The organism is Streptomyces sp. NPDC056061 (assembly GCF_042266885.1).
Taxonomy (GTDB): Bacteria; Actinomycetota; Actinomycetes; order Streptomycetales; family Streptomycetaceae; genus Streptomyces.
Genome location: NZ_JBHJWQ010000047.1, coordinates 1 through 21,156 on the forward strand (window position 1 = coordinate 1; position 21,156 = coordinate 21,156).

14 protein-coding genes are annotated in these 21,156 nt (G+C 73.5%); 8 read left to right on the forward strand and 6 right to left on the reverse strand.

Features of this window, described 5'->3' with window-relative positions:
• Window positions 1–94: 94 nt before the first annotated feature.
• The 4 genes from ACFC79_RS35600 to ACFC79_RS35615 form a co-directional block, all read right to left on the reverse strand.
• Window positions 95–469 (reverse strand): RNA polymerase-binding protein RbpA, encoded by a 375-nt coding sequence (locus ACFC79_RS35600; RefSeq protein ID WP_007262928.1) that lies wholly within the window; start codon window positions 467–469, stop codon window positions 95–97.
• Between the two features lie 265 nt (window positions 470–734).
• Window positions 735–2,111: an MFS transporter gene (locus ACFC79_RS35605; protein ID WP_376249067.1), complete on the reverse strand. Its 1,377-nt coding sequence runs from the start codon at window positions 2,109–2,111 to the stop codon at window positions 735–737.
• A 46-nt stretch (window positions 2,112–2,157) separates the two neighbouring features.
• A complete protein-coding gene (locus ACFC79_RS35610) occupies window positions 2,158–2,922 on the reverse strand; it encodes a glycerophosphodiester phosphodiesterase (protein ID WP_376249069.1) in 765 nt (254 codons plus the stop codon).
• The gene (locus ACFC79_RS35615; RefSeq protein WP_376249071.1) at window positions 2,919–3,671 is read right to left on the reverse strand and encodes a YitT family protein; all 753 of its coding nucleotides are present in this window, start codon (window positions 3,669–3,671) and stop codon (window positions 2,919–2,921) included. The genes ACFC79_RS35610 and ACFC79_RS35615 overlap by 4 nt, the downstream gene beginning before the upstream one ends.
• A gap of 101 nt (window positions 3,672–3,772) precedes the next feature.
• Between ACFC79_RS35615 and ACFC79_RS35620 the strand changes: the two genes are divergently transcribed.
• Window positions 3,773–5,269, forward strand: a complete 1,497-nt coding sequence (locus ACFC79_RS35620) for a PLP-dependent aminotransferase family protein (RefSeq protein ID WP_376249073.1) — start codon at window positions 3,773–3,775, stop codon at window positions 5,267–5,269.
• Window positions 5,270–5,383: 114 nt separating this feature from the next.
• On the opposite strand, the gene ACFC79_RS35625 is transcribed toward ACFC79_RS35620, so the two are convergent.
• Window positions 5,384–7,024, reverse strand: a complete 1,641-nt coding sequence (locus ACFC79_RS35625) for a hypothetical protein (RefSeq protein WP_376249074.1) — start codon at window positions 7,022–7,024, stop codon at window positions 5,384–5,386.
• 43 nt (window positions 7,025–7,067) lie between these two features.
• Window positions 7,068–7,262, reverse strand: coding sequence for a hypothetical protein (locus ACFC79_RS35630; RefSeq protein WP_018103962.1), 195 nt, complete (start codon window positions 7,260–7,262; stop codon window positions 7,068–7,070).
• Between the two features lie 309 nt (window positions 7,263–7,571).
• Here ACFC79_RS35630 and ACFC79_RS35635 point away from each other — a divergent pair, with 309 nt between their 5' ends.
• The 7 genes from ACFC79_RS35635 to ACFC79_RS35665 all read left to right on the forward strand — a co-directional run bounded on the left by ACFC79_RS35635 (window position 7,572) and on the right by ACFC79_RS35665 (window position 21,128).
• A complete protein-coding gene (locus ACFC79_RS35635; RefSeq protein WP_376249076.1) occupies window positions 7,572–7,964 on the forward strand; it encodes an ankyrin repeat domain-containing protein in 393 nt (130 codons plus the stop codon).
• Window positions 7,965–8,182: 218 nt separating this feature from the next.
• A complete protein-coding gene (locus ACFC79_RS35640; protein WP_376249078.1) occupies window positions 8,183–9,601 on the forward strand; it encodes a HEAT repeat domain-containing protein in 1,419 nt (472 codons plus the stop codon).
• Between the two features lie 241 nt (window positions 9,602–9,842).
• Window positions 9,843–13,508 carry a hydantoinase B/oxoprolinase family protein gene (locus ACFC79_RS35645; protein WP_376249080.1) on the forward strand — a complete coding sequence of 1,222 codons (3,666 nt, stop codon included), beginning with the start codon at window positions 9,843–9,845 and terminating at the stop codon, window positions 13,506–13,508.
• 89 nt (window positions 13,509–13,597) lie between these two features.
• Window positions 13,598–15,124 (forward strand): hypothetical protein, encoded by a 1,527-nt coding sequence (locus ACFC79_RS35650; protein WP_376249082.1) that lies wholly within the window; start codon window positions 13,598–13,600, stop codon window positions 15,122–15,124.
• Entirely contained in the window at window positions 15,121–15,315 is a 195-nt protein-coding gene (locus ACFC79_RS35655) for a hypothetical protein (protein ID WP_376249083.1), read from the forward strand. The genes ACFC79_RS35650 and ACFC79_RS35655 overlap by 4 nt, the downstream gene beginning before the upstream one ends.
• On the forward strand, window positions 15,312–16,238 hold the full coding sequence (locus tag ACFC79_RS35660) for a hypothetical protein (RefSeq protein WP_376249084.1): 927 nt from the start codon (window positions 15,312–15,314) through the stop codon (window positions 16,236–16,238). The genes ACFC79_RS35655 and ACFC79_RS35660 overlap by 4 nt, the downstream gene beginning before the upstream one ends.
• A gap of 72 nt (window positions 16,239–16,310) precedes the next feature.
• Window positions 16,311–21,128: a hypothetical protein gene (locus tag ACFC79_RS35665; protein ID WP_376249086.1), complete on the forward strand. Its 4,818-nt coding sequence runs from the start codon at window positions 16,311–16,313 to the stop codon at window positions 21,126–21,128.
• The last annotated feature ends 28 nt before the right edge of the window (window positions 21,129–21,156 follow it).

Here is a 21,156-nt window from a genome sequence, read left to right on the forward strand (position 1 = left end):
GCGTCAGCGGCTCGGTGGCGAACCGCCAGGTCGCCAGCTCCACCGGTCCGTCGTACCGCGGCCCGCGGCTCTGTCGTACTGCGGTGTCGTGCGCTCAGGCGGACTTCCTGCTGTCCCGAGGATGCACGGCGATGTTCATGGCTCCGGAGCGAAGGACGGCCAGCCTCTCGGCCAGCACCTCCTCGAGTTCCTCGCGGGTGCGCCGCTCCATGAGCATGTCCCAGTGCGTACGCGCGGGCTTGCCCTTCTTCTCCTCGGGGCCATCCCCGTCCACCAGGAGTGCCATGGCGCCGCACGCCTTGCACTCCCACTCCGGCGGAATTTCCGCCTCTACCGAGAACGGCATCTCGAATCGATGTCCGTTCTGGCATGCGTACTCCACCGCCTGGCGCGGGGCCAGATCGATGCCGCGGTCCGTCTCGTAGCTGGTAACCACGAGTCGCGTGCCGCGGAGAGCTCGCTCACTCATGAATCGTGCCTCCCGGGCTTGTCGCCCACAGGACAGGTGTCGCTGTCGTCGTCATCCGGTCAACGTCCGGTCGGCCGTAAAGATTCCCGTCGCCGGTCATGCGTCGCCCGTCGTGCCGCTGCTTCTTCTGGGTTGAGGTACCCGCCAACGCCCGGTTTGTCACATCCGGTGGAAGTTGTCACCCAACGGTTTTGCTTCTTCCACTCGCAGTAACGGTCCTCCGGGCAGGCCAAAGGCGTACACTACCGGCCTTTCACTTCAACGTCTAAATCCGTTCCGGAACGGGGTTCCCCGCAGCCGCCACGGCCCGGCGGACCGGCACCCTCGCGAGCAGCACGGAACCGACCACGAAGAAGATCACCAGCGAGATGATCGCGTCCCGGTAGCTCCCGGTCAGCTGGTAGGCGACACCGAACACCAGCGGCCCGAGCCAGCTGAGTCCCCGGTCGCTCATCTCGTACGCGGAGAAGTACTCGGCCTCCTTGCCGCGCGGCACCAGATGGGAGAAGAGCGAGCGCGACAGCGCCTGGCTGCCGCCGAGCACCATGCCGATGGCCGAGGCCAGGACGTAGAAGAAGACCGGCTTCCCGGCGGGCAGGAAGTAGCCGGCGACGAGGATCAGCGTCCAGACGACGAGCGAGCCGAGGATCGTGCGCTTCGCGCCGTACAGCCGGGCCAGCCGCCCCATCCCCAGCGCCCCCGCCACCGCGAGCACCTGCACCAGCAGCACCGCCGTGATCAGCGTGGTCTGGTCGAGGCCCAGTTCCTCGGAGCCGTACACCGAAGCCTGGGAGATCACCGTCTGCACGCCGTCGTTGTAGACGAGGTAGGCCAGCAGGAAGGAGAGCGTGAGCGGATGGCGACGCATGTCGCTCAGGGTGGCCATCAGCTGCCGCCACCCGGAACCGACGGCTCCTTCGCCGCCGGGCGCCACCCGCCGGTCGCGCAGCCGACGCAGCGGCACGAGGGTGAAGGCGCCCCACCAGACACCGGCCGAGGCCAGGCAGATCCGCACCGCGTCCGACTCGGACAGGCCGAAGGAGTCGTGGCCGGTGTACAGGACCAGGTTCAGCACGAGGACGAACGCGCCCGAGGTGTAGCCGAACGCCCAGCCGCGCGAGGAGACCGCGTCCCGCTCCTCCGGTTCGGCGATCTGGGGCAGGTAGGCGTTGTAGAGCACCATCGACACCGAGACCGAGGCGTTCGCCACGATCAGCAGGAACGCGCCGAGCAGATAGCGGTGGCCTTCCAGGAAGAACATTCCGGTGGTGGCGGCGGCCCCCACATAGGCGGCGGTCGCCAGCAGCGGCTTCTTGCGGCCCGTGCGGTCCGCGGCGGCCCCCGCGATCGGCATCATGATCACCGCGACCACGACGGACACCGAGACCGAGTAGGCGAAGAGGGATCCGGCGCGCACCGGTATGCCGAGCGGGTGGACGAACCCGTCGGCGTCGGCGGCGGCCTTGGCTATCGAGGTCAGGTACGGGCCCAGGAACACCGTCAGGACGCTCGTCGAATAGACGGAGCAGGCGAAGTCGTAGAAGTACCAGCCCCGTTGTTCCCGTCTGCGGCTCGCGGCGTCGGACGTGCCCCCCGCCGGGTCCTTCGTCGGCCCGGCGGCCTCCGCGGTCTCGGTACTCAAGTCGCTCCCCTCGTCTCTCCCCGTGAGTCCCCGTGCACGACGGGCATCAGGCCCAGGCCCCGCGTTCGCTCAGTACCGTGCGCAGCGTCTCGATGTGATCGGTCATGATGCCATCGACACCGAGGTCGAGGAGTGCCGCCATCCGACCGGGCTCGTTCACCGTCCAGACGTGCACCTGGAGGCCGCGGGCGTGCGCCGCGCGTACGAAGCGCCGGTCGACCACCCTGATGCCGTTCTGGCTCTCCGGCACCTGCGCGCACACCGCGCCGGAGCGCAGCGCCGCCGGGATGCCGTACGAGCGCAGCCGCAGGCCCAGCACCCCGCGCACGCCGTAGGAGGTGGCCAGCCGGGGCCCGGCCAGGCGGTGGGCCGCTGCCACCCGGGCCTCCGAGAAGGAGCCCACGCACACCCGGTCCCAGGCGTTCGTGCGGCGGATCAGTTCGATCAGCGGGACCAGCGCGGACCCGGCCTTGATGTCGACGTTCCAGCGTGCCTGCGGGAAGGTCTCCAGGAGCTCCTCGAACAGCGGCAGCGGCTCCCGGCCCGCCACTCTGGCCCGCCGCACCTCGCTCCACGGCAGCTCCGCTATCCGGCCCCGGGAGTCCGTCACCCGGTCCAGGGTCGTGTCGTGGAAGGCCACCAGGCGGCCGTCCGCCGTGCAGTGCACGTCGGTCTCGAAGTAGCGGTATCCGGCGTCGGCGGCGCGGCGGAAGGCGGCCGTCGTGTTCTCGATCCCGTCCGCGGCGCCGCCTCGGTGGGCGAAGGGGATCGTCGCGGGATGGTCCAGGTAGGGGTGGCGTACAGAGGTCACCGCGGCAGTATGGCCTGCCCCGGTGTCCGGGCGGTGACGGCGGCGTCGCCGGAGACCGGCCCGGACGCGTCGTCCGGCCCCTCGGCGGACTGCCCGTCGCCGGACGGCCCCTCGGCGGACGGTCCGGTGCCGCCGTCCCGTTCGCCGTCGGACGCGAAGAGACGCAGGAAGAACTGGGCGAGCGGGCCGATGGCCAGGGCATACACCACCGTGCCCGCGCCGAGGGAGCCGCCGAGCGCGAACCCCGTCACCACGACCGCCAGCTCGATCGTCGTCCGGACGAGCCGGATCGAGCGGCCGGTCCGTGCGTGCAGGCCGGTCATGAGACCGTCGCGCGGACCCGGGCCGAACCGCGCGGCGATGTACAGGCCCGTGGCGATCCCGTTGACCAGCACGCCCGCGACCATCACGGCGATCCGCGCCGTGATGCCGTGCACATCGGGCACGAGCGCGAGCGTGCCGTCCATGGCGATGCCGATGACGAAGACGTTGGAGACGGTGCCGAGGCCGGGGCGCTGCCTGATCGGTATCCACAGCAGCAGGACGACGGCACCGACGACGATCGAGACGACGCCGATGGACAGTCCGGTGCGCTCGGCCAGCCCCTGATGGAGCACTCCCCAGGGTTCGAGGCCGAGACCTGCGCGGACCAGGAGTGCCGAGCTCGCCCCGTACAGCGCGAGACCGACGTAGAGCTGGAGGAGCCGTCGGGCCAGGTGCGCCCCGCGAGGGGCAGGGGTGATGGACAAGAGTGCCCCCTGGTGTGGTGGAAGTGGACTGCTGCGTGTCACTCTGTGGCAGGGGATCGGCGGTCAACTATGGCCAATCCGAGGAAGGTGGACTGATTTCCATGGCCGAATGGACTTCGGCGGTCGGCGCGGCGCAACTCGCTCGGCAGCTCCGCGCCCAGCGCCGCCCCGCCGGACCGGGCACCCGCAAGCCGCCTGCCTACCGCGCGCTCGCGGACGGCGTGCGGCTGCTCGTCCTGGAGGGCAGGGTGCCGGTGGCGGCCCGGCTGCCCGCCGAGCGCGAACTGGCCCTCGCCCTGTCCGTCAGCCGGACCACCGTCGCCGCCGCGTACGAGGCGCTGCGCACCGAGGGGTTCCTGGAGTCCCGTCGCGGTGCGGGCAGCTGGACCGCCGTGCCCGCCGGGAATCCCCTGCCCGCACGCGGCCTGGAACCGCTGCCGCCGGAGTCGCTCGGTTCGATGATCGATCTGGGCTGCGCCTCGCTGCCGGCCCCGGAACCGTGGCTGACCCGGGCGGTCCAGGGCGCTCTGGAGGAGCTTCCGCCCTACGCCCACACGCACGGCGACTACCCGGCGGGCCTGCCCGCGCTGCGGCAGATGATCGCCGACCGCTACACCGGCCTCGGCGTCCCGACCATGCCCGAGCAGATCATGGTCACCACCGGCGCGATGGGCGCGATCGACGCGATCTGCCATCTGTTCGCCGGCCGCGGCGAGCGGATCGCGGTGGAGTCGCCGAGCTACGCCAACATCCTGCAGCTGATGCGGGAGGCGGGCGCCCGGCTGGTGCCGGTGGCGATGGAGGAGGGCCTCGGCGGCTGGGACATGAACCGGTGGCGGCAGGTGCTGCGGGAGGCGGCGCCCCGGCTCGCCTACGTCGTCGCCGACTTCCACAACCCCACGGGCGCGCTGGCCGACGAGGACCGCCGCCGCGCCCTGGTGGACGCGGCCCGCTCGGCCGGAACGGTGCTGGTCGTCGACGAGACCATGAACGAGCTGCGCCTCGATCCCGACCTGCGGATGCCGCGCCGGGTCTGCGCCTTCGACCCGTCCGGTTCCACGGTCCTCACCGTCGGTTCGGCGAGCAAGGCGTTCTGGGCCGGTATGCGGATCGGCTGGGTGCGTGCCGCCCCGGACGTCATCCGCAGCCTGGTCGCTGCTCGGGCCTATGCCGACATGGGTACGCCCGTCCTGGAGCAGTTGGCCCTCAACTGGCTGATGAGCACCGGTGGTTGGGAGGAGGCGGTGCAGGTCCGGCGCGAACAGGCACGGGAGAACCGGGACGCGCTCGTCGCCGCCGTCCGCCGGGAGCTGCCGGACTGGGAGTTCTCGGTGCCGGACGGCGGGCTGACGCTCTGGGTGCGCACGGGCGGACTCTCCGGCTCGCGGCTGGCGGTGGCGGGGGAGCGGGTCGGGGTGCGGGTGCCGTCCGGACCCCGGTTCGGGGTGGACGGCGCCTTCGAGGGGTATGTGCGGCTGCCGTTCACCGTGGCGGGGCCGGTCGCGGACGAGGCGGCCGTGCGGCTCGCCGCGGCGGCGCGGCTGGTGGGCACGGGGGCGGGCGCGGAGATCGAGGCGCCGCGCACCTTCGTGGCCTGAGCGAGCCGGGCGGCCGGGCCGCGGACCGATTCCGTGCCCGAGCGGCCGGGCGCCGCTGTGACGGTGCGGCGCGGATGCAGTCCTTCACCATGGGGCGCCGGGCGGGCCGGATCCTCACCCCCGTACGGCTCGGAGCGCCGCCGCCCGGTCGTCGGCCTTCACGGGGCTGTGGGCCGGCACCGCGGTCGGGGCCGTGTCGAGTGGGACGGCCGTCTCCACGGGCCGCGCCTCCACCGCCGGCTCGGCGGGGGCCTGCCGTTCGGGCAGCAGGGCCAGCACGGCCTGCCGCTGCGCCTCGCCGGTCGCCTCGTCGTACGGATCGGGGGTGGCCGGGACCTGGAGCCGCAGCACCGGCCCCGTGCCCAGCCGCGCGTACCCCCGGCCGGGCGGGACGTCCGGTGTCGGGGTGGTGTGCGGTTCGACGCCGAGCACCGCCTCGATCTGGTCACCGGAGCAGGGGCCGAGCACGACGCGGGCCCGGGTGTGGGCCCGCACGGATTCCCCGAGGGTGTCCAGGTCGTCGAACTGGTCGGCCAGCACCACCGTGACATGGGCCGCCCTGCCGTGCCGCAGCGGCAGCCGGAGCAGCTCCCGGAGGTCGGGCCCGCCGTCGCCGGCCGCCAGGTGGCCGAGCACCCCGGGCCGGTCCAGCAGGATCCAGAGCGGGCGCCTGATGTCGTCGGGCGCGGGGTGACCGGCCTGCCGGGCGCGGTTCGCGGTGATCAGCCGCCGCTCCGTCTCGTTGGCGGCCCATTCCAGGGTCGCCGACGCGCCGTCCGGGCCGCACTCCACCGCGAGCACGCCGTCGCGTCCGGCCAGGCAGGCGTACTCGCCGGTGCCGTGCCCCTCGACGATGAGCACGTCACCGTGCCGGAGCGCCTGCAGGGCGATGGAGCGCAGCAGGGTGGTGGTGCCGCTGCCGGGCGGGCCGACGATCAGCAGATGGGGTTCGGTCGATCGGGCGCCGGTCCGCCAGACGACGGGGGACGCGTCCCTGGTCGTGCCGTCGTCCGTCACGGGAACGGTGCGCTGCACCGCGTCGGCGTCGGTGAAACCCAGCACCGTCTCGCCGGGCGCGGTGACGAAGCGCTGGGCACCGATCGAGGTGGGTAGCGGGTCGAGCACGGTCATGACGAGGTGGTTGCGCTCCTCGTCCCAGACGAAGCGGTACTCGCGACCGCGTCCCGACTTGGCGTGCAGCAACTGCTCGATCCGGGCGCGCGAGGCGGCCTCGCCGTCGGTGAAGTGGGCGGGATAGGACACCTGCAGGCGGGTCAGGCGTCCGTCGCCGTCGAAGGCGTACCCGCTGAACGCCTTCGTCCAGTCGCCGCCGCGGGAGAACAGCGGGCCCGGGTCGTCGGCCACGGAGAAGTAGGGCACGAGCGCCTCGTACAGGGTCCGCAGCCGCCCCGTCTCCGCCTCGTCCGGTCCGGTCCGCACGGGAGCGCGCTCCCGTCCCTTCCAGGCTGCGGCGCCCATCACCGAGACCAGGGTGATGATCGATCCGTACGGGACCATGGCGACCATGAAGACGCAGGCCGCGACGGCGAACAGCGCCGGACCGCGCTTGTCCTTGGGCGTCGCGGCCCACTTCCGGCGTCCGGCTCCCGCCAGCAGCCGCAGACCGCGGATGACCGTGATCAGCGGTTGGAGGACGTCGGTGGCGCTGTCGGTGGCCGTGCGCGCGAACTCGCGACCGCGAGTGATCGAGGCGCTGCCGCTGCTGAGGATGCGGGGGAGTGGTCGCCGGGCCACGTCGGTCTCCTGAACCTGAAGGGGTGGAAGCGGTCGCGGAGGGTCAGAACTTGATCCCGCCCAGGAGGCCGGCGAGGCTCGCGCCGCCCGCGGTGATGCTCGGTGCGATGGCGGTGCCCGCCAGATAGAACCCGAACAGGGCGGTGACGAGGGCGTGCGAGGCCTTGAGGCCGTCCTTCCTGAAGAACAGGAAGACGATGATGCCGAGAATGACTACGCCTGACATGGACAGGATCATGAGAGTTCTCCTGGTTGGTGGGACGGTCACCATGAGCCCTTCCAGGTTCACCGGAAGTATCTCTGCGATAAAAGTCGCATTCGGGTGAAAAGTCGTTATTTTCACTTGAATGGCCGACGGGAGGGGGTGGTTGGCCGGAACGTCCGGGGCCGTGTGCGGCACGACCGCGGGCAGGTGCGATTCCCGCCGCGGCGGGGGCCGGGTCATTCACGCCGTAGGGCAGTACTCTGTCGGTTCACTCGTGCGCCCCGGCGCACAGCTCAGCAGGTCAACAGTGGTGAAACCGGTTCAAGGAAGGCAGTCCGTGCGATGAGTGGAACCCCCGATCCCGAGGTGGTCGAACTGGCGACGAAGGTCTTCGACCTGGCCCGTCGCGGCGAGACCGACACGCTCCTCGCGTACGTCGACGCGGGCGTGCCCGCGAACCTCACCAACGACCGGGGCGATTCCCTGCTGATGCTCGCCGCCTACCACGGCCACGCCGCCGCGGTCACCGCCCTCGTCGAGCGCGGTGCCGACCCGGACAGGGCCAACGACCGCGGGCAGACGCCGCTCGCCGGGGCCGTCTTCAAGGGCGAGAACGAGGTGATCGAGGCACTGCTCGCGGCGGGCGCCGACCCGGCGGCCGGCACGCCCTCCGCGCTGGACACCGCCCGCATGTTCGGCAAGGCCGACCTGCTGGAACTCTTCGGCGCCCGCTGACGGGGTACGCGGTAAATGTGGTCGCGGTGGCGAAATGACTGGGTCATCATGACGTCGCGGGCCCGGTCCGGGCCAACGACGAGAGGCAGAGGAAGATGCTCTACACCAAGCGGAAGACGGCGGGCGGCCGATCATGTTGCTGCGCGGCGTAGTGCCCCACCGGGCACTAGGAACTGCACAGTCCCGGTTGCGTCGACAGCTTGATGTGAGGCCTTTCCATGTTTGATCCGTTCATAGCGCCGAGCGGCACCCTGCTCGGCCTGCTGCAGAGGGGCCGCGGCGACGGCACACTCCACGCACTCGCCGCACCGCGCACCGAGGCCCTGGCGGCCCTCAACCACTGCGTCCTGAGCGACCCCCGCCTCGACTGGCAGGTGGAGAACCGCTCCCTCTACTACGCGCGCCTGTACCTCGACCTCGACGGCGGCACCGAGGAGATCGCGCGTCACCTGTGCGATGCCGAGGACCACCTCGACACCGACGACTCGCGCACCGGCCTGGCCCTCTCCGTACTCGGCCACCTCGCCTCGTACGGGCGCGACGACGCCATGGCCCTGCTGCGGCGGTACGCCGCGACCGGCTCCAACTGGGCCTGGGCCCTCGACGAGCTCGCGCTGCGCGACGACGACGCGGGGCTCCGCGCCCTCGCCGAACCCGTGCTCGGCCGCTTCCCGGTCACCGAGGAGGGCGAGGCCGAGCTCGCTGCCGCGGTGCGCGACGCCTTCGAACCGCGCCCCTGGCGCCTGTGGGCCGACGACCCGCGCGAAGCGGTGGGCGCACGGGTCAGGGCCGCCTCCGAACAGGGCTCCTTCGACCGCTGGCAGCGGCAGATGCGCCCCGGAGGCCCCCGCCCCGGCTGGAGCGTCCAGGCCGTCTTCGACTGGGCCCGGCAGGGCCTCGAACGCGGCAGCGCGCTCCATGTCCCCGCCGCCCGCTGCCTCACCGCCGTGGCCGGTCCCGAGGACCGTCCCACCATCGTCGAGGCCGCCCGCAGCGGCCCCGAGGCCGCCCGCTGCGCTGCCTTGCACTACCTGGCCGAGGCCGCCGACCCGGTCGTCCTCGACCTGATCGAGAGCGCCGCGGCCGACCCCTCGCGCATCGTCGCCGAAGCCGCGGTCGCCGCCTTCGAGCGGATGTGCGGCGAGGCGGCCGTGGAGCGCGCCAGGCGCTGGGCCCGGCGACCGGACGCGCTGGGCGCCTCCGCTTCCGGCGTGCTCGCCTGCCGGGGCTCCGTGCAGGACACCCCTCTGGTCCTCGGCGCGCTCCGCGACGCCGTACGGGGCGAGGGCCCGGACGCGCCACGCCTGTGGACCCTCGTCGACGGGGCGGGCCGCCTCGGCATCGCCTGTGCCGCACCCGTACTGCGCCACGTCTACCGCGAGACCTCCTCGTCGCACCTGCGCGGCCGGGCGGCCCGCGCCCTGGCCGCCACCGACCCCTCGTTCGCCACCGGATTCGCCGTCGAATGCCTGTGGGACTGCGAGGAGACCACCCGGGAGGTCGCCGCGCTGCACGCGGAGACCGGCGACATCAGGGTTGCCGAGCGGCTGCGCAGGCTCGCCGCGGACCCGGCCGAGGAGGCCGAGGTGCAGACGGCGGTGCGCAGCAGGATCGGACCGGACACGCCCGCGCCCTGAACGGCCATGGTCCGACCGGTCACCCGTCCACGCCGAGTCCCGGCGCGCGACGTGGACGGGTGACCGGTACGGGCGGCCCATCGGCGATCCGCCGCCACACGTACGGCCCTTCGTCCGCAAGTGCCGATGCGCCACCACGCGTATGTCCCGTCGCCCGCAAGCGGCGATCCACCGCCACCACGTGCGGACCTTCGTCCGCAAACGCACGTCCCCGCAGTCCGTGCCGCGTCAGTATGGAGGAATGACCGGACAGTGGGAGTTCTGGATCGACCGGGGCGGGACGTTCACCGATGTCGTGGGCCGGGCCCCCGACGGACGCCTCGTCACCCGCAAGCTGCTCTCCCACGCCCCGGACCGCTACCGCGACGCGGCCGTCGCCGGAATCCGGGCGCTGCTGGACCTCGGCCCCGCCGACCCGGTCCCCGCCGACCGCGTCGGCACCGTGAAGATCGGCACCACCGTCGCCACCAACGCCCTGCTGGAGCGGCGCGGGGAGCCGACCGTCCTCGTCATCACGCAGGGCTTCCGGGACGCGCTGCGCATCGCCTACCAGAACCGGCCCCGGCTCTTCGACCGCCGAATCCTGCTGCCCGAGGCCGTGTACGACCGGGTCGTCGAGGTCCCCGAACGGATCGACGCCCGCGGCCGGGTCGTGACACCGCTGGACCGCGAGGCAGTGGCCGAGCGGCTGCGGGCGGTCCGGGCCGAGGGCCTGAGCAGCGCGGCCGTCGTCCTGATGCACGGTCACGGTCACCCCGAGCACGAGATCGCCGTGGCCGCCGAGGCCCGCGCGGCGGGCTTCGCACACGTCAGCTGCTCGCACGAGGTGAGCCCGCTGATCAAGCTCGTACCGCGCGGTGACACCACCGTCGTCGACGCCTACCTCTCGCCGATCCTGCGCCGCTACGTCGACGGGATCGCCCGGGAACTCCCCGGCATCCGGCTGATGTTCATGCAGTCCAACGGCGGACTGCGGGAAGCCGCCCACTTCCGGGGCAAGGACGCGGTGCTCTCCGGACCGGCCGGCGGCGTGGTCGGGATGGCCCGCACCTCCGAACAGGCCGGATTCCATCGGGTCATCGGCTTCGACATGGGCGGCACGTCCACCGACGTGTCGCACTACGCGGGTGAGTTCGAGCGCGAACTCGGCACCCAGGTGGCCGGTGTCCGCATGCGCGCCCCCATGATGAGCATCCATACCGTCGCGGCCGGCGGCGGCTCCGTCCTGCACTTCGACGGCCAGCGCTACCGCGTCGGACCCGACTCGGCGGGCGCCGATCCCGGACCCGCCTGCTACCGCCGCGGCGGGCCGTTGACCGTCACCGACGCCAACGTCATGCTCGGCCGCGTCCAGCCCGCCCACTTCCCGGCCGTCTTCGGACCGGACGGCGATCTCCCGCTCGACGCCGATCTCGTCCGGCGTCGTTTCGAGGCCCTCGCCGACGAGGTGACCCGGGCCACCGGGACCCGCCGCACGGCGGCCCGGGTCGCCGCCGGTTTCCTGGAGATCGCCGTGCTCAACATGGCGAACGCGGTCAAGAAGATCTCCGTGCAACGCGGACACGACATCACCCGCTACGCCCTCACCGGCTTCGGCGGCGCCGGCGGCCAGCACGTCTGCGCCGTCGCCGACGCCCTGGGCGTCGACACGGTCCTGGTACCGCCCCTGGCCGGTGTGCTCTCCGCGTACGGCATCGGGCTCGCCGACGCCACCGCGATGCGCGAACAGTCCGTCGAGGCACCGCTGAACGAGGAGACCCGCACCGCCGTCGGCGACCTCTGCGACACCCTCGCCGACCGCACCCGCGCCGACCTGCTCGCCGACGGCATCCCCGACGAGGCGATCGGCACCCGCGCCCGGGTGCTGCTGCGCTACGCGGGCACCGACGCCGCGCTGCCCGTGGACCTCGACAACTCGGCCGCCATGACCCAGGCGTTCACCGTCCGGCACCGCGCACGCTACGCGTTCACCATGGACAAACCCCTGGTCGTCGAGGCGGTGTCGGTCGAGGCGACCGGCACGTCCGGCCGGCACCGCCCGCCCCCGCCCGCCCCCGCGCCCCGCGCGGGCGAGGAGCCCCGTCGGCACGACACGGTGCGGATGTACACCGAGGACCGGTGGCAGGACACCCCGCTCCACCGGCGCGAGGACCTGCACCCCGGGGACACCGTGACCGGTCCCGCAGTGATCGCCGAGGCGGACGCCACCACCGTCGTCGACCCCGGCTGGCGGGCCGTCCTCGCCGGGACCGGCCACCTGGTGCTCACCCGCGTCAGCCCCCGCCCCGACCGCACCGCCGTCGGCACCCGGGTCGACCCCGTCATGCTGGAGATCTTCAACAACCTCTTCATGTCGATCGCCGAACAGATGGGCGTGCGACTGGAGAACACCGCCCACTCCGTCAACATCAAGGAACGTCTCGACTTCTCCTGCGCGCTCTTCGACGCCGACGGCAACCTGATCGCCAACGCCCCGCACATCCCCGTCCACCTCGGTTCCATGGGGGAGTCCATCAAGGAGGTGCTGCGCCGAAACGACGGCACCATGCGCCCCGGCGACGCGTACGCCATCAACGACCCGTACCACGGAGGCACCCACCTGCCCGACGTCACCGTGGTGACGCCGGTGTTCGACGAGACCGGTGACGGGCCGCCCGAACTGCGGTTCCTCGTGGCCTCGCGCGGACACCACGCCGAGATCGGCGGCATCACCCCCGGCTCCATGCCTGCCTTCAGCCGGACCGTCGACGAGGAGGGGGTGCTGTTCGACAACTGGCTGCTGGTGCGCGACGGCCGCCTGCGCGAGGCCGAGACGCGCGAACTGCTCACCTCCGCCCCGCACCCCTCGCGCGACCCGGACACCAACCTCGCCGACCTCCGCGCCCAGATCGCCGCGAACGAGAAGGGAATCGCCGAACTGAGGCGCATGGTGGACCAGTTCGGCCCCGATGCCGTCGCCGCGTACATGGGGCACGTCCAGGACAACGCCGAGGAGTCCGTCCGCCGCATCGTCGCCACGCTGCACGACGGCTCCTGCCGGTACGAGACCGACAGCGGCGCGGTCATCCGGGTCGCCCTCACCGTGGACCGGGCCGCCCGCGCGGCCGTCGTCGACTTCACCGGCACCTCGCCGCAGCAGCCGGGAAACTTCAACGCGCCGAAGTCCGTGGTCATGGCGGCGGTGCTGTACGTCTTCCGGACCCTGGTCGCCGACGACATCCCGCTCAACAGCGGCTGCCTCAAGCCCCTGGACGTCAGGATTCCGGAGGGCTCCATGCTGGCGCCCGTCTTCCCGGCGGCCACCGTTGCGGGCAACGTGGAGACCTCCCAGGCCGTCACCGGCGCGCTCTACGCGGCACTCGGCGTCCAGGCCGAGGGCTCGGGCACCATGAACAACCTCACCTTCGGCAACGACCGCGTCCAGTACTACGAGACCGTGGCCAGCGGTTCCGGCGCCGGTGACGGCTTCGACGGCGCCGACGCCGTCCAGACCCACATGACCAACTCCCGCCTCACCGACCCCGAGATCCTCGAATGGCGCTACCCCGTGCTGCTGGAGAGCTTCCGAGTGCGGGACGGCAGCGGCGGCAGGGGACGCCGGCACGGCGGCCGCGGTGTGGAACGGCGCCTGCGCTTCCTCGAACCGGTCACCGTCGCCCTGCTCTCCGGCCACCGCCGGGTCCCGCCCTACGGCATGGCGGGCGGTGAACCCGGAGCCCTCGGCGAACAGTACGTCGAACGCGCCGACGGCCGGACGGTCACCCCGCTGCGCGGCTGCGACACCGCCGAGCTGGAACCGGGCGACGTCCTGGTGCTCCGCACGCCCGGCGGCGGCGGATACGGCACCCCGGAACCGGACCCCGGACACCGCCCCCGGAACACCGGTTGCGACGGCGTCCGGCCCTGAGACCGCCGACGCTCCGCCACCGCCCGGAAGAGACGGGCGCTTCTGCGCCGTTTCGACCGTTGTCGGTGCGAGGACCTAATCTGTGCACCGTGACTTCGCCTGCCTACACGGACGACGCCGCGCCCCAGCCCGGCGCGGGGCCGAGGCCCGCACCGGGCCCGGCCGCCGACGAGGGGCTCGCGCGCCGGCTGCGCGCGCTCGCCTGCACGGCGCCGTTGCACGACCTCGACGCGCGCAAGGCGAACCTGGCCGGTGAGTACACCGTCTACGCGATGGCCGAGGTGGCGCTCGCCGCGATCGACCTCGTCACCCTCAACATGGACTTCGACACGGGGGCCGACCACGACCAGATAGTGGCCAGGCTGCTGCCCCGCGTCGCCGCCCAGGCCCCCGACCGCACGGCCGCCGAGCACGAGCGGGTGGCCCGCTGGGTCCTGGAGAACCTCATCAACGTCGGCAGTGTCGACCGCGGATTCCGGGCCGTGTACGGCACGTTCGGCGCCGACGGGCTGTACGTCCGCCGGGACTACGACTTCAAGCTGATCGAGGAGGTCCCGGGTCACGGCGGCACCGTCTACCTGAGAGCCACCGACGAAGCGGTCAACGTCCTGGTCGGCGCCCTCGACACGGACGTCACCAGTGCCCAGATCGCCGCCGAGGTGAAGCTGGAGGTGCTCATCAGCCGGGGCCGCCTCGCGGACGCCCAGCTCGCCGCCGAGCAGGCCCGCTACCGCACCGTGCAGTACGCCGAGACCCTCCGCAAGACCCTGGAGGCCACCCGGCGCAACGTCCGGGCGGTCGACTGGCTCAACGCCGTCCCGGACATGATCGCCGAGGCGCTCGACCACGTCGCCGACCGCTACCGCCACGAGAACGCGATCCTCACCAACATCCGCAGGGCGCGCGACGAGGCCGAGGAGCCCGAGCACAAGCGCCGTGCCGCCGAACTCGTCGACATAGTGAAGGACTGCATCCGCCGCCACACCCAGCTGCAGTCCCGGCTGCTGGAGGCCGGACCCCTGTTCCGCGCCGAACAGGACCGGCAGGCGTTCGCCGCGCCCACCGCCCGCACCGGCCTCGATCTGTACGGGCAACTGGTCGCCCCGCTGCTGCCGCTCCCCGTCGACGAGGCCACCAGGGTCACCGACGCGTTCTTCGCCCGCGGCACCGGACTGCGCACCCCCACCTCGGTCCGGGTGGGCGATCTCGTCGACATGCTGCTCACACCGCCGCAGGAACGCGAGCACCTGGGCGCCGAGATGCCGGACCCGGACCTGATCGCCACCCCGGACGACAGCCGGTTCAGCGAGGAGCAGCTCGCGAGCGCCATGGAACTCCTCGACCTGGAGCACGACGCCCCACGCAGGCTGTCCGGACTCCTCGCCGAGGCCCGGCGCAGCGATCCGGACCTGCCCTACCTGGTCGCCCTCCTCGCGGTACACGCCGCCAGCCCGCCCGTCGGCACCGCCTACCGGCAGGGTGAGCAGCGCCTGCTGTTCTCCGTCGACGACGGCACGCCGCTCGACGACCCGGAATTCGGCGGCGCCGACCTGATAGTGGGCACGGCCCTGCTCGACGCGGCCGGAATGGCCGCGGACCGCTCGGAGGCGTCGTGAGCGACACCCCGAGCGCGCCGCCCGCGACACGGACCGTGCGCTCGGCACGCACCGGCCCGCGGGCCTGCCGGACGGCCGCCGCACCGGGGCGGCGCGCCCGCCGGACCGGGCCGCGTCCGGTGCACGCCGCATCATCCGCCACCGTCAACGCCGAACCGAAGATCTTCCGTACCGAGGAGCGACCGTCGTGAGCGACCACCACGCACAGCACGCCGACGCGTGGACCGAGCCGACCGCCGCGTACGCCCCCGACGGCACGGCTCCGGCCGACCCGGTCAAAGCCGCCGCCCCGTCCGTCACCCCGGCCGACGCCGCCGATGCCGCCCGGCTCGTCGCCTTCGGCCTCCAGCCCAAACTGCTGCCCGCCCGCGACGCCGAGTACGCCGAGCTGCTCCGCCGCTACCGGGAGGAGCCCGCCTTCGCCCGGCTCGCCGACGCGGTGGCCACCGGCCTCGGCCTGGTCGTGCTGGAGGTGTCCACCCGTGCGGGCATGGCCGTCACGGCCGGCGAGGACTCGGTGTTCGCCGTCCGCATGGGCGACTACGCCCGGCGCGCCTCGTCCGACTCCGCCGACCGCTTCCTGCACGGGCTCGCCCACCTCGCCGTCGCCGCGATGGCCTTCCCGCGCCCCGAGGACCTCGCCGACGACGCGTACATCGGCCGGATCACCGTCAACGGCGTCGACGCGTTCGTCCGCCAGGCGTGCCGTCGGCTGGAGGAACGCGCCGAGGAGCAGGGCGACAACACCGACCCGGCCACCGACGCCCCCGGGCTGGAGGCGGCCTGGCGGATCTACGCCCGGCGCAGCGCCACCGGAGCCACCAAGGACGCCCGGCGGCTGGCCGGTTCCACGACCGGCATCGTCGGCAAGGCCGTCGCCTTCCTCACCGATTCCGGATTCCTCCAGCGCGCCGGCGACGACGCGGGCGGCGCCTACCGGACCACCGCCCGCTACCAGCTCCAGGTCCGTGACATGGCCGGCGGAGCCGCCATGGCCGAACTTCTGGAACTCGGCGTCGTGCCGGTGACCGACGGAACGGCGACGCTGCTGCCGCCGCCCGACGCCGACGACCTGGAACTGGTCGCCGACGCCGGCCTCCCCTTCCACGCCTGACCCCCCACCGCCGCACCGCCTCCCGCTCTCCCCACCTTCCCCCCGCCTCCCGAACGACGAGAGTCCGCCGAAATGTACGAGCTGTCCCGGGTCCGTCTCTACTCCATCGGACCTGCCGGCGCACGCTACGCCGACACCGTGCTCGACCTGCGCGGAGTGGGCGCGCCCGTGCCCCGTCCCGCACCGGCCCAGGCGGAGTTCTTCGAGGAGGAACCGGTGGGGCCGCCGCGTCGCCCGGCTCCCGCGGGGGTGCTCTTCCTGGAGAACGGCGGCGGCAAGTCGGTGCTGCTGAAGCTCATCTTCTCGGTGATGCTGCCAGGCCACCGCAACACCCTCGGCGGCGCCAGTTCCGGGGTGCTGCGCAAGTTCCTGCTCGCCGACGACTGCGGCCATGTCGCCCTGGAATGGCAGCACACGCTCACGGGCGAGTGCGTGGTCGTCGGCAAGGTCAGCGAATGGCGGGGCCGCCAGGTCTCCAACGACCCGAGGAAGTTCGCCGAGGCGTGGTACTCCTTCCGCCCCGGGCCCGGCCTGAGCCTGGACTCCCTCCCGGTGGCCGAGGCCACCTCCGTGCACCGCCCCGCCGAGGGCTCCTCCGGCGCACAGGGCAGACGGCGCACGATGAAGGGGTTCCGCGACGCCCTGACCGAGGCCGGCAAGTTCTACCAGCACCTCGACGTGCACTGGGAGGAGATTCACGACCGCTGGAACGAACACCTCGGGGACCTCGGCCTCGACCCCGAACTCTTCCGCTACCAGCGGGAGATGAACGCCGACGAGGGGGAGGCGGCCGGACTCTTCGCGGTCAAGAAGGACTCCGACTTCACCGACCTGCTGCTGCGCGCCGTCACCGACACCCGCGACACCGACGGCCTCGCCGACCTGGTCGGCGGCTTCGGCAACAAGCTCGGCCGTCGCGCCGAACTGACCGCCGAACGCGACTTCACCGCGGGCTCGGTCGATCTGCTCGGCCGGATCGTGGAGGCCGCCGGGACCCGCACCCGGGCCCGCGACGTCCACGCGGGCGCCGAGCGCCGCACCCGGGTGCTCTCCCGCAGGCTCGCCGCCCGTGCCGGCGAGGAACGCGCCCGCACCGCCGAACTGGCCCAGCAGGTGACGGCTGCCGCGCACACCGTCACCACCGCGGAGGAGGCCCGCAGCCGCAGCGCCCTGATCGCCGCCGAACTTGCCTACCGGCACGCCTCGCTGGCCCTTGCCGCGGCGGAGAAGGGCGCCGCCGCCCAGCGCCGGGAGCTCGGCGACGCCCGTACCCTGCACGCCGCCTGGCAGGCCGCCGAGGCCGTCCTGCGCCACCGGGCCGCCGCCGACCGTTCCGCCCGCGTCGCCGCCGCCATCCGCGAGGCGGAACGCGACGCGGCCCCCGCGCTCGCCGCCCGGGCGGAGGCGGCCGCCGAACTCGTCCGGGCCCTGCACACCGCGGCCGAGGCCGGTGAAAGCCTCGCCAACGAGGAGGAGGCGCGCTCCGACGCCCTCCAGGAGGTGGGCGAGACCGCCCACCGCGACGCCACCACCGCCGCCACGGAGGCCCAGCGGGCCCGCAGCGAGGCCGGACACCTGCGCCAGCGGCTCGCGGAGGTCGAGCAGGAGACGGCCGAGGCGGTCCGGGCCGGCTGGATCGACGCCACCGTGCCGGACGCCGACCCGGCGCGCGCCGCGCTCGCCGCGAGCGACGCCGAACAGAGCGCCGTCGCCGTCTGGGACACCGCCAGGGAAGCCGCCCGGTCGGCGGCCGAACGAGCCAGGGAGGCCGCGGCGGCCGAGAGCCGCGCGGAACTCGCCGCGGCGCGCGCCGCCGACGCCGCGCAGACGGCGGAGCAGTCCTACGAGGCAGAGTTGCGGGCGGCCGAGTCGATCGCCGCCGAGCACCGCCTGGCCGAGCTGCTGGGGCTGCCCTCCGCACCCGGCAACGGCGTCCCTCGGCCCCGCCGCGGAGCCGAGGGAGCGCGAGCCGACGGCGCCGACGCCGGACGGGGCGCGGACCACGGGGACCTGCCCGGCCCGCGCCCCGACGGGAGCGGCCCGGAAGGCGGCGGCGAGCAGCCCGGCCGGTCGGCCCCCGGCACGCACACCGTCACCTCCGAGGAGTACACCGGTCGGGAACAGCCCCTCACAGCCACGGAGTTCGACCGCAGCGCCGACCAACTGCGCGAGCTGCTCGACCAGTCCATCGCCACCGCCGAACGCCGCCTGTTCGAACTGCGCACCGCGGCCGCCGACGACGCCCGGATCCTCGGCGCGCTGGGCGACGGCGGACTGCTGCCGCCCGGCCCCGACGTCCTGGCGACCGTCGAGTACCTCGGCGAGCACGGCATCCCGGCCCTGCCCGGCTGGCGCTACCTCGCCCAGGCCGTCGACCCCGCCGACCACGCGTCCGTGCTCGCCGCCCGGCCCGAACTCGTCGACGGCGTGGTCATCACCGACCCCGACTCGCACGCCCGCGCCCGGGAGGTCCTGGACGGGGCCGCCCTGCTGCCCCGTTCCACCGTCGCCGTGGGTACCGCCGCGGCACTGCTCGCACCCGTCCCCGACAACGGCCCGGCCACCGGGACCGAAGGCGTCTTCCTCGTCCCGCCCAACCCGGCGATGCACGACGAACACGCCGCGGACGAGGAGCGGCAGGCTCTCAGGAGCCGGGCCGCCGCCCGCGACGAGGACATCCGCACGCTCGCGGCCCGGCTCGCCGGCGACCGCGGCCTCGCCGCGCGCATCGGGTCCTGGCGGGACGACTGCCCGCTCGGCATGCTCGCCGAACTCGCCGAGGCCGCCCGGAACGCCCGCAGCACCGCCGAGACGGCCCGGGCCGAGCTGGCCGAGGCCCGCACCGTGCGCGCCGAGGCCGACGAGGCGGCCGCGGACACCACCCGGATCCGCGACGAGCGCCAGGAGGCGGCACAGCGCGCCCGCCGCGCCGCCGACGCCCTCGCGGGCCTCGCGTACCGGCTGCGCGAACGCTCCGCCTGGCAGGCGAAGCTGCGCGAACTCACCGACGAGGCAGCCGAGTCGGAGACCCGGGCCGCCACCTGCCTGGAACGGGCCCGCGCCGCCGACGAGGACCGCCGGGCCGCCCAGCGCGCCGCCGACGACGCCCGGCGCACCGCCCGTGCGCTGCGTGCCGAGCGCGCCGAGATCGCCGGTGCCCCCGAACACCTCCCGGAGCCCGACGGCGACGCCCCGCGCCGTGCCCTGCCCGCCCTGCGCGAGGCGTACCGGACCGCGTCCCAGCTGTACGAGAAGGTGGGCGTCGGCACCGACCTGCGTGCCGAACAGGCTCGCGCGGAGGGCGACGAGAGCGCCGCCCTCGCCGAGCTGGACCGGCTGACCAACAAGGTACGCACCCGCGCCGCCCAGCTCCTCGAAGGCACCGACGGCGCCGACGGCCCCTCCCGGCAGGCCGCCGCCGCCCGCGCGGAGTCGCTGGTCCAGCTCCTGGAGACCCGCGCCTCCACCGCGAGCGAACAGCTGGGCCGACTGCGCGGCGAGGCCGAGCGCCTGGCCCCGGCCGACGGCGAGGGCCACCACACCGAACTGCCCGGCGATCTGGTCCCGGCCGACGCCGATGAGGCCCAGGCCCTGCTGCGCACCGCCACCGGCGAACTGGCCACCGCCACCGCGGCGCTGGACACCGCCCGCGCCGCCCACACCGAACTGCTGCACGCCCACCGCACCGCCGAGGACTCGGCGGGCGGCTTCGACGAGACCGCGGCACTCCTGCGCGACCTCCTGAGGGACCACGGCGCGGACGACGAGACGGAAGCCCCCGAGCCGTACCCCGGCAGCCTCGACGAGGCACGGCAGTCCGCCGCCGAGGCCCGCCGTTCCCTGCGCGGCTGCGCCGCGGACCTGTCCACCGCCGAGAGCGCCGTCCGGGAGGCGAGCGACATCCTCGTGCGGCACGCCAACTCCACCCGGTACGAGCAGGTCCGCACGCCCGCCCGTCAGCAGATCCGCGAGCTGCCGGCCGCGGCGCTGCCCGAGCACGCCGAGAAGTGGGCCGCCGCGTTCGCCCCGCGGCTCCGGGTCCTCACCGACGAACTCGCCCAGTTGGAGCGCAACCGCGATTCCATCGTGGACCGGCTGCGCGGCCTCGTGGAGTCGGCGCTCACCACCCTCCGCTCCGCCCAACGGCTCTCCCGGCTCCCCGAAGGGCTGGGGGAGTGGTCCGGCCAGGAGTTCCTCCGGATCCGCTTCGAGGAGCCCGACCAGGCCACGCTCACCGAACGGCTCGGCGAGGTCGTCGACGAGGCCACCCGCGCCGCCCTCAGGAAGAACTCCGACCTGCGCAGGGACGGCATGTCGCTCCTGCTGCGCGGGGTGCAGGCGGCCCTGGAGCCCAGGGGCGTCGCCGTGGAGATCCTCAAGCCGGACGCGGTGCTGCGCGCCGAGCGCGTCCCGGTCGGCCAGATGGGCGACGTCTTCTCCGGCGGACAGCTGCTCACCGCCGCCATCGCCCTGTACTGCACGATGGCGGCACTGCGCAGCAACGACCGGGGCCGGGACCGGCACCAGCACCGGCACGCGGGCACACTCTTCCTGGACAATCCCATCGGCCGGGCCAACGCCACCTACCTGCTGGAGCTCCAGCGCGCCGTGTCCGATGCGCTCGGCGTGCAACTGCTCTACACCACCGGACTGTTCGACACCACCGCGCTCGCCGAATTCCCGCTGGTCATCCGTTTGCGCAACGACGCGGACCTGCGGGCCGGGCTGAAGTACATCAGCGTGGAGGAGCACCTCCGCCCGGGGCTGCCGCAGCAGGATCCGAACGGGGAGACGGTGCACGGGGAGATCACGGCCACCCGCATGTTCAAGCGCACCCCCGCACCGGTCGACACGGCAGGGGCCGCCGCCCCCGTCGCCCCGGGCGCGTAGGCGCCGCGCGTCCTTCGCCCGTCCCGCC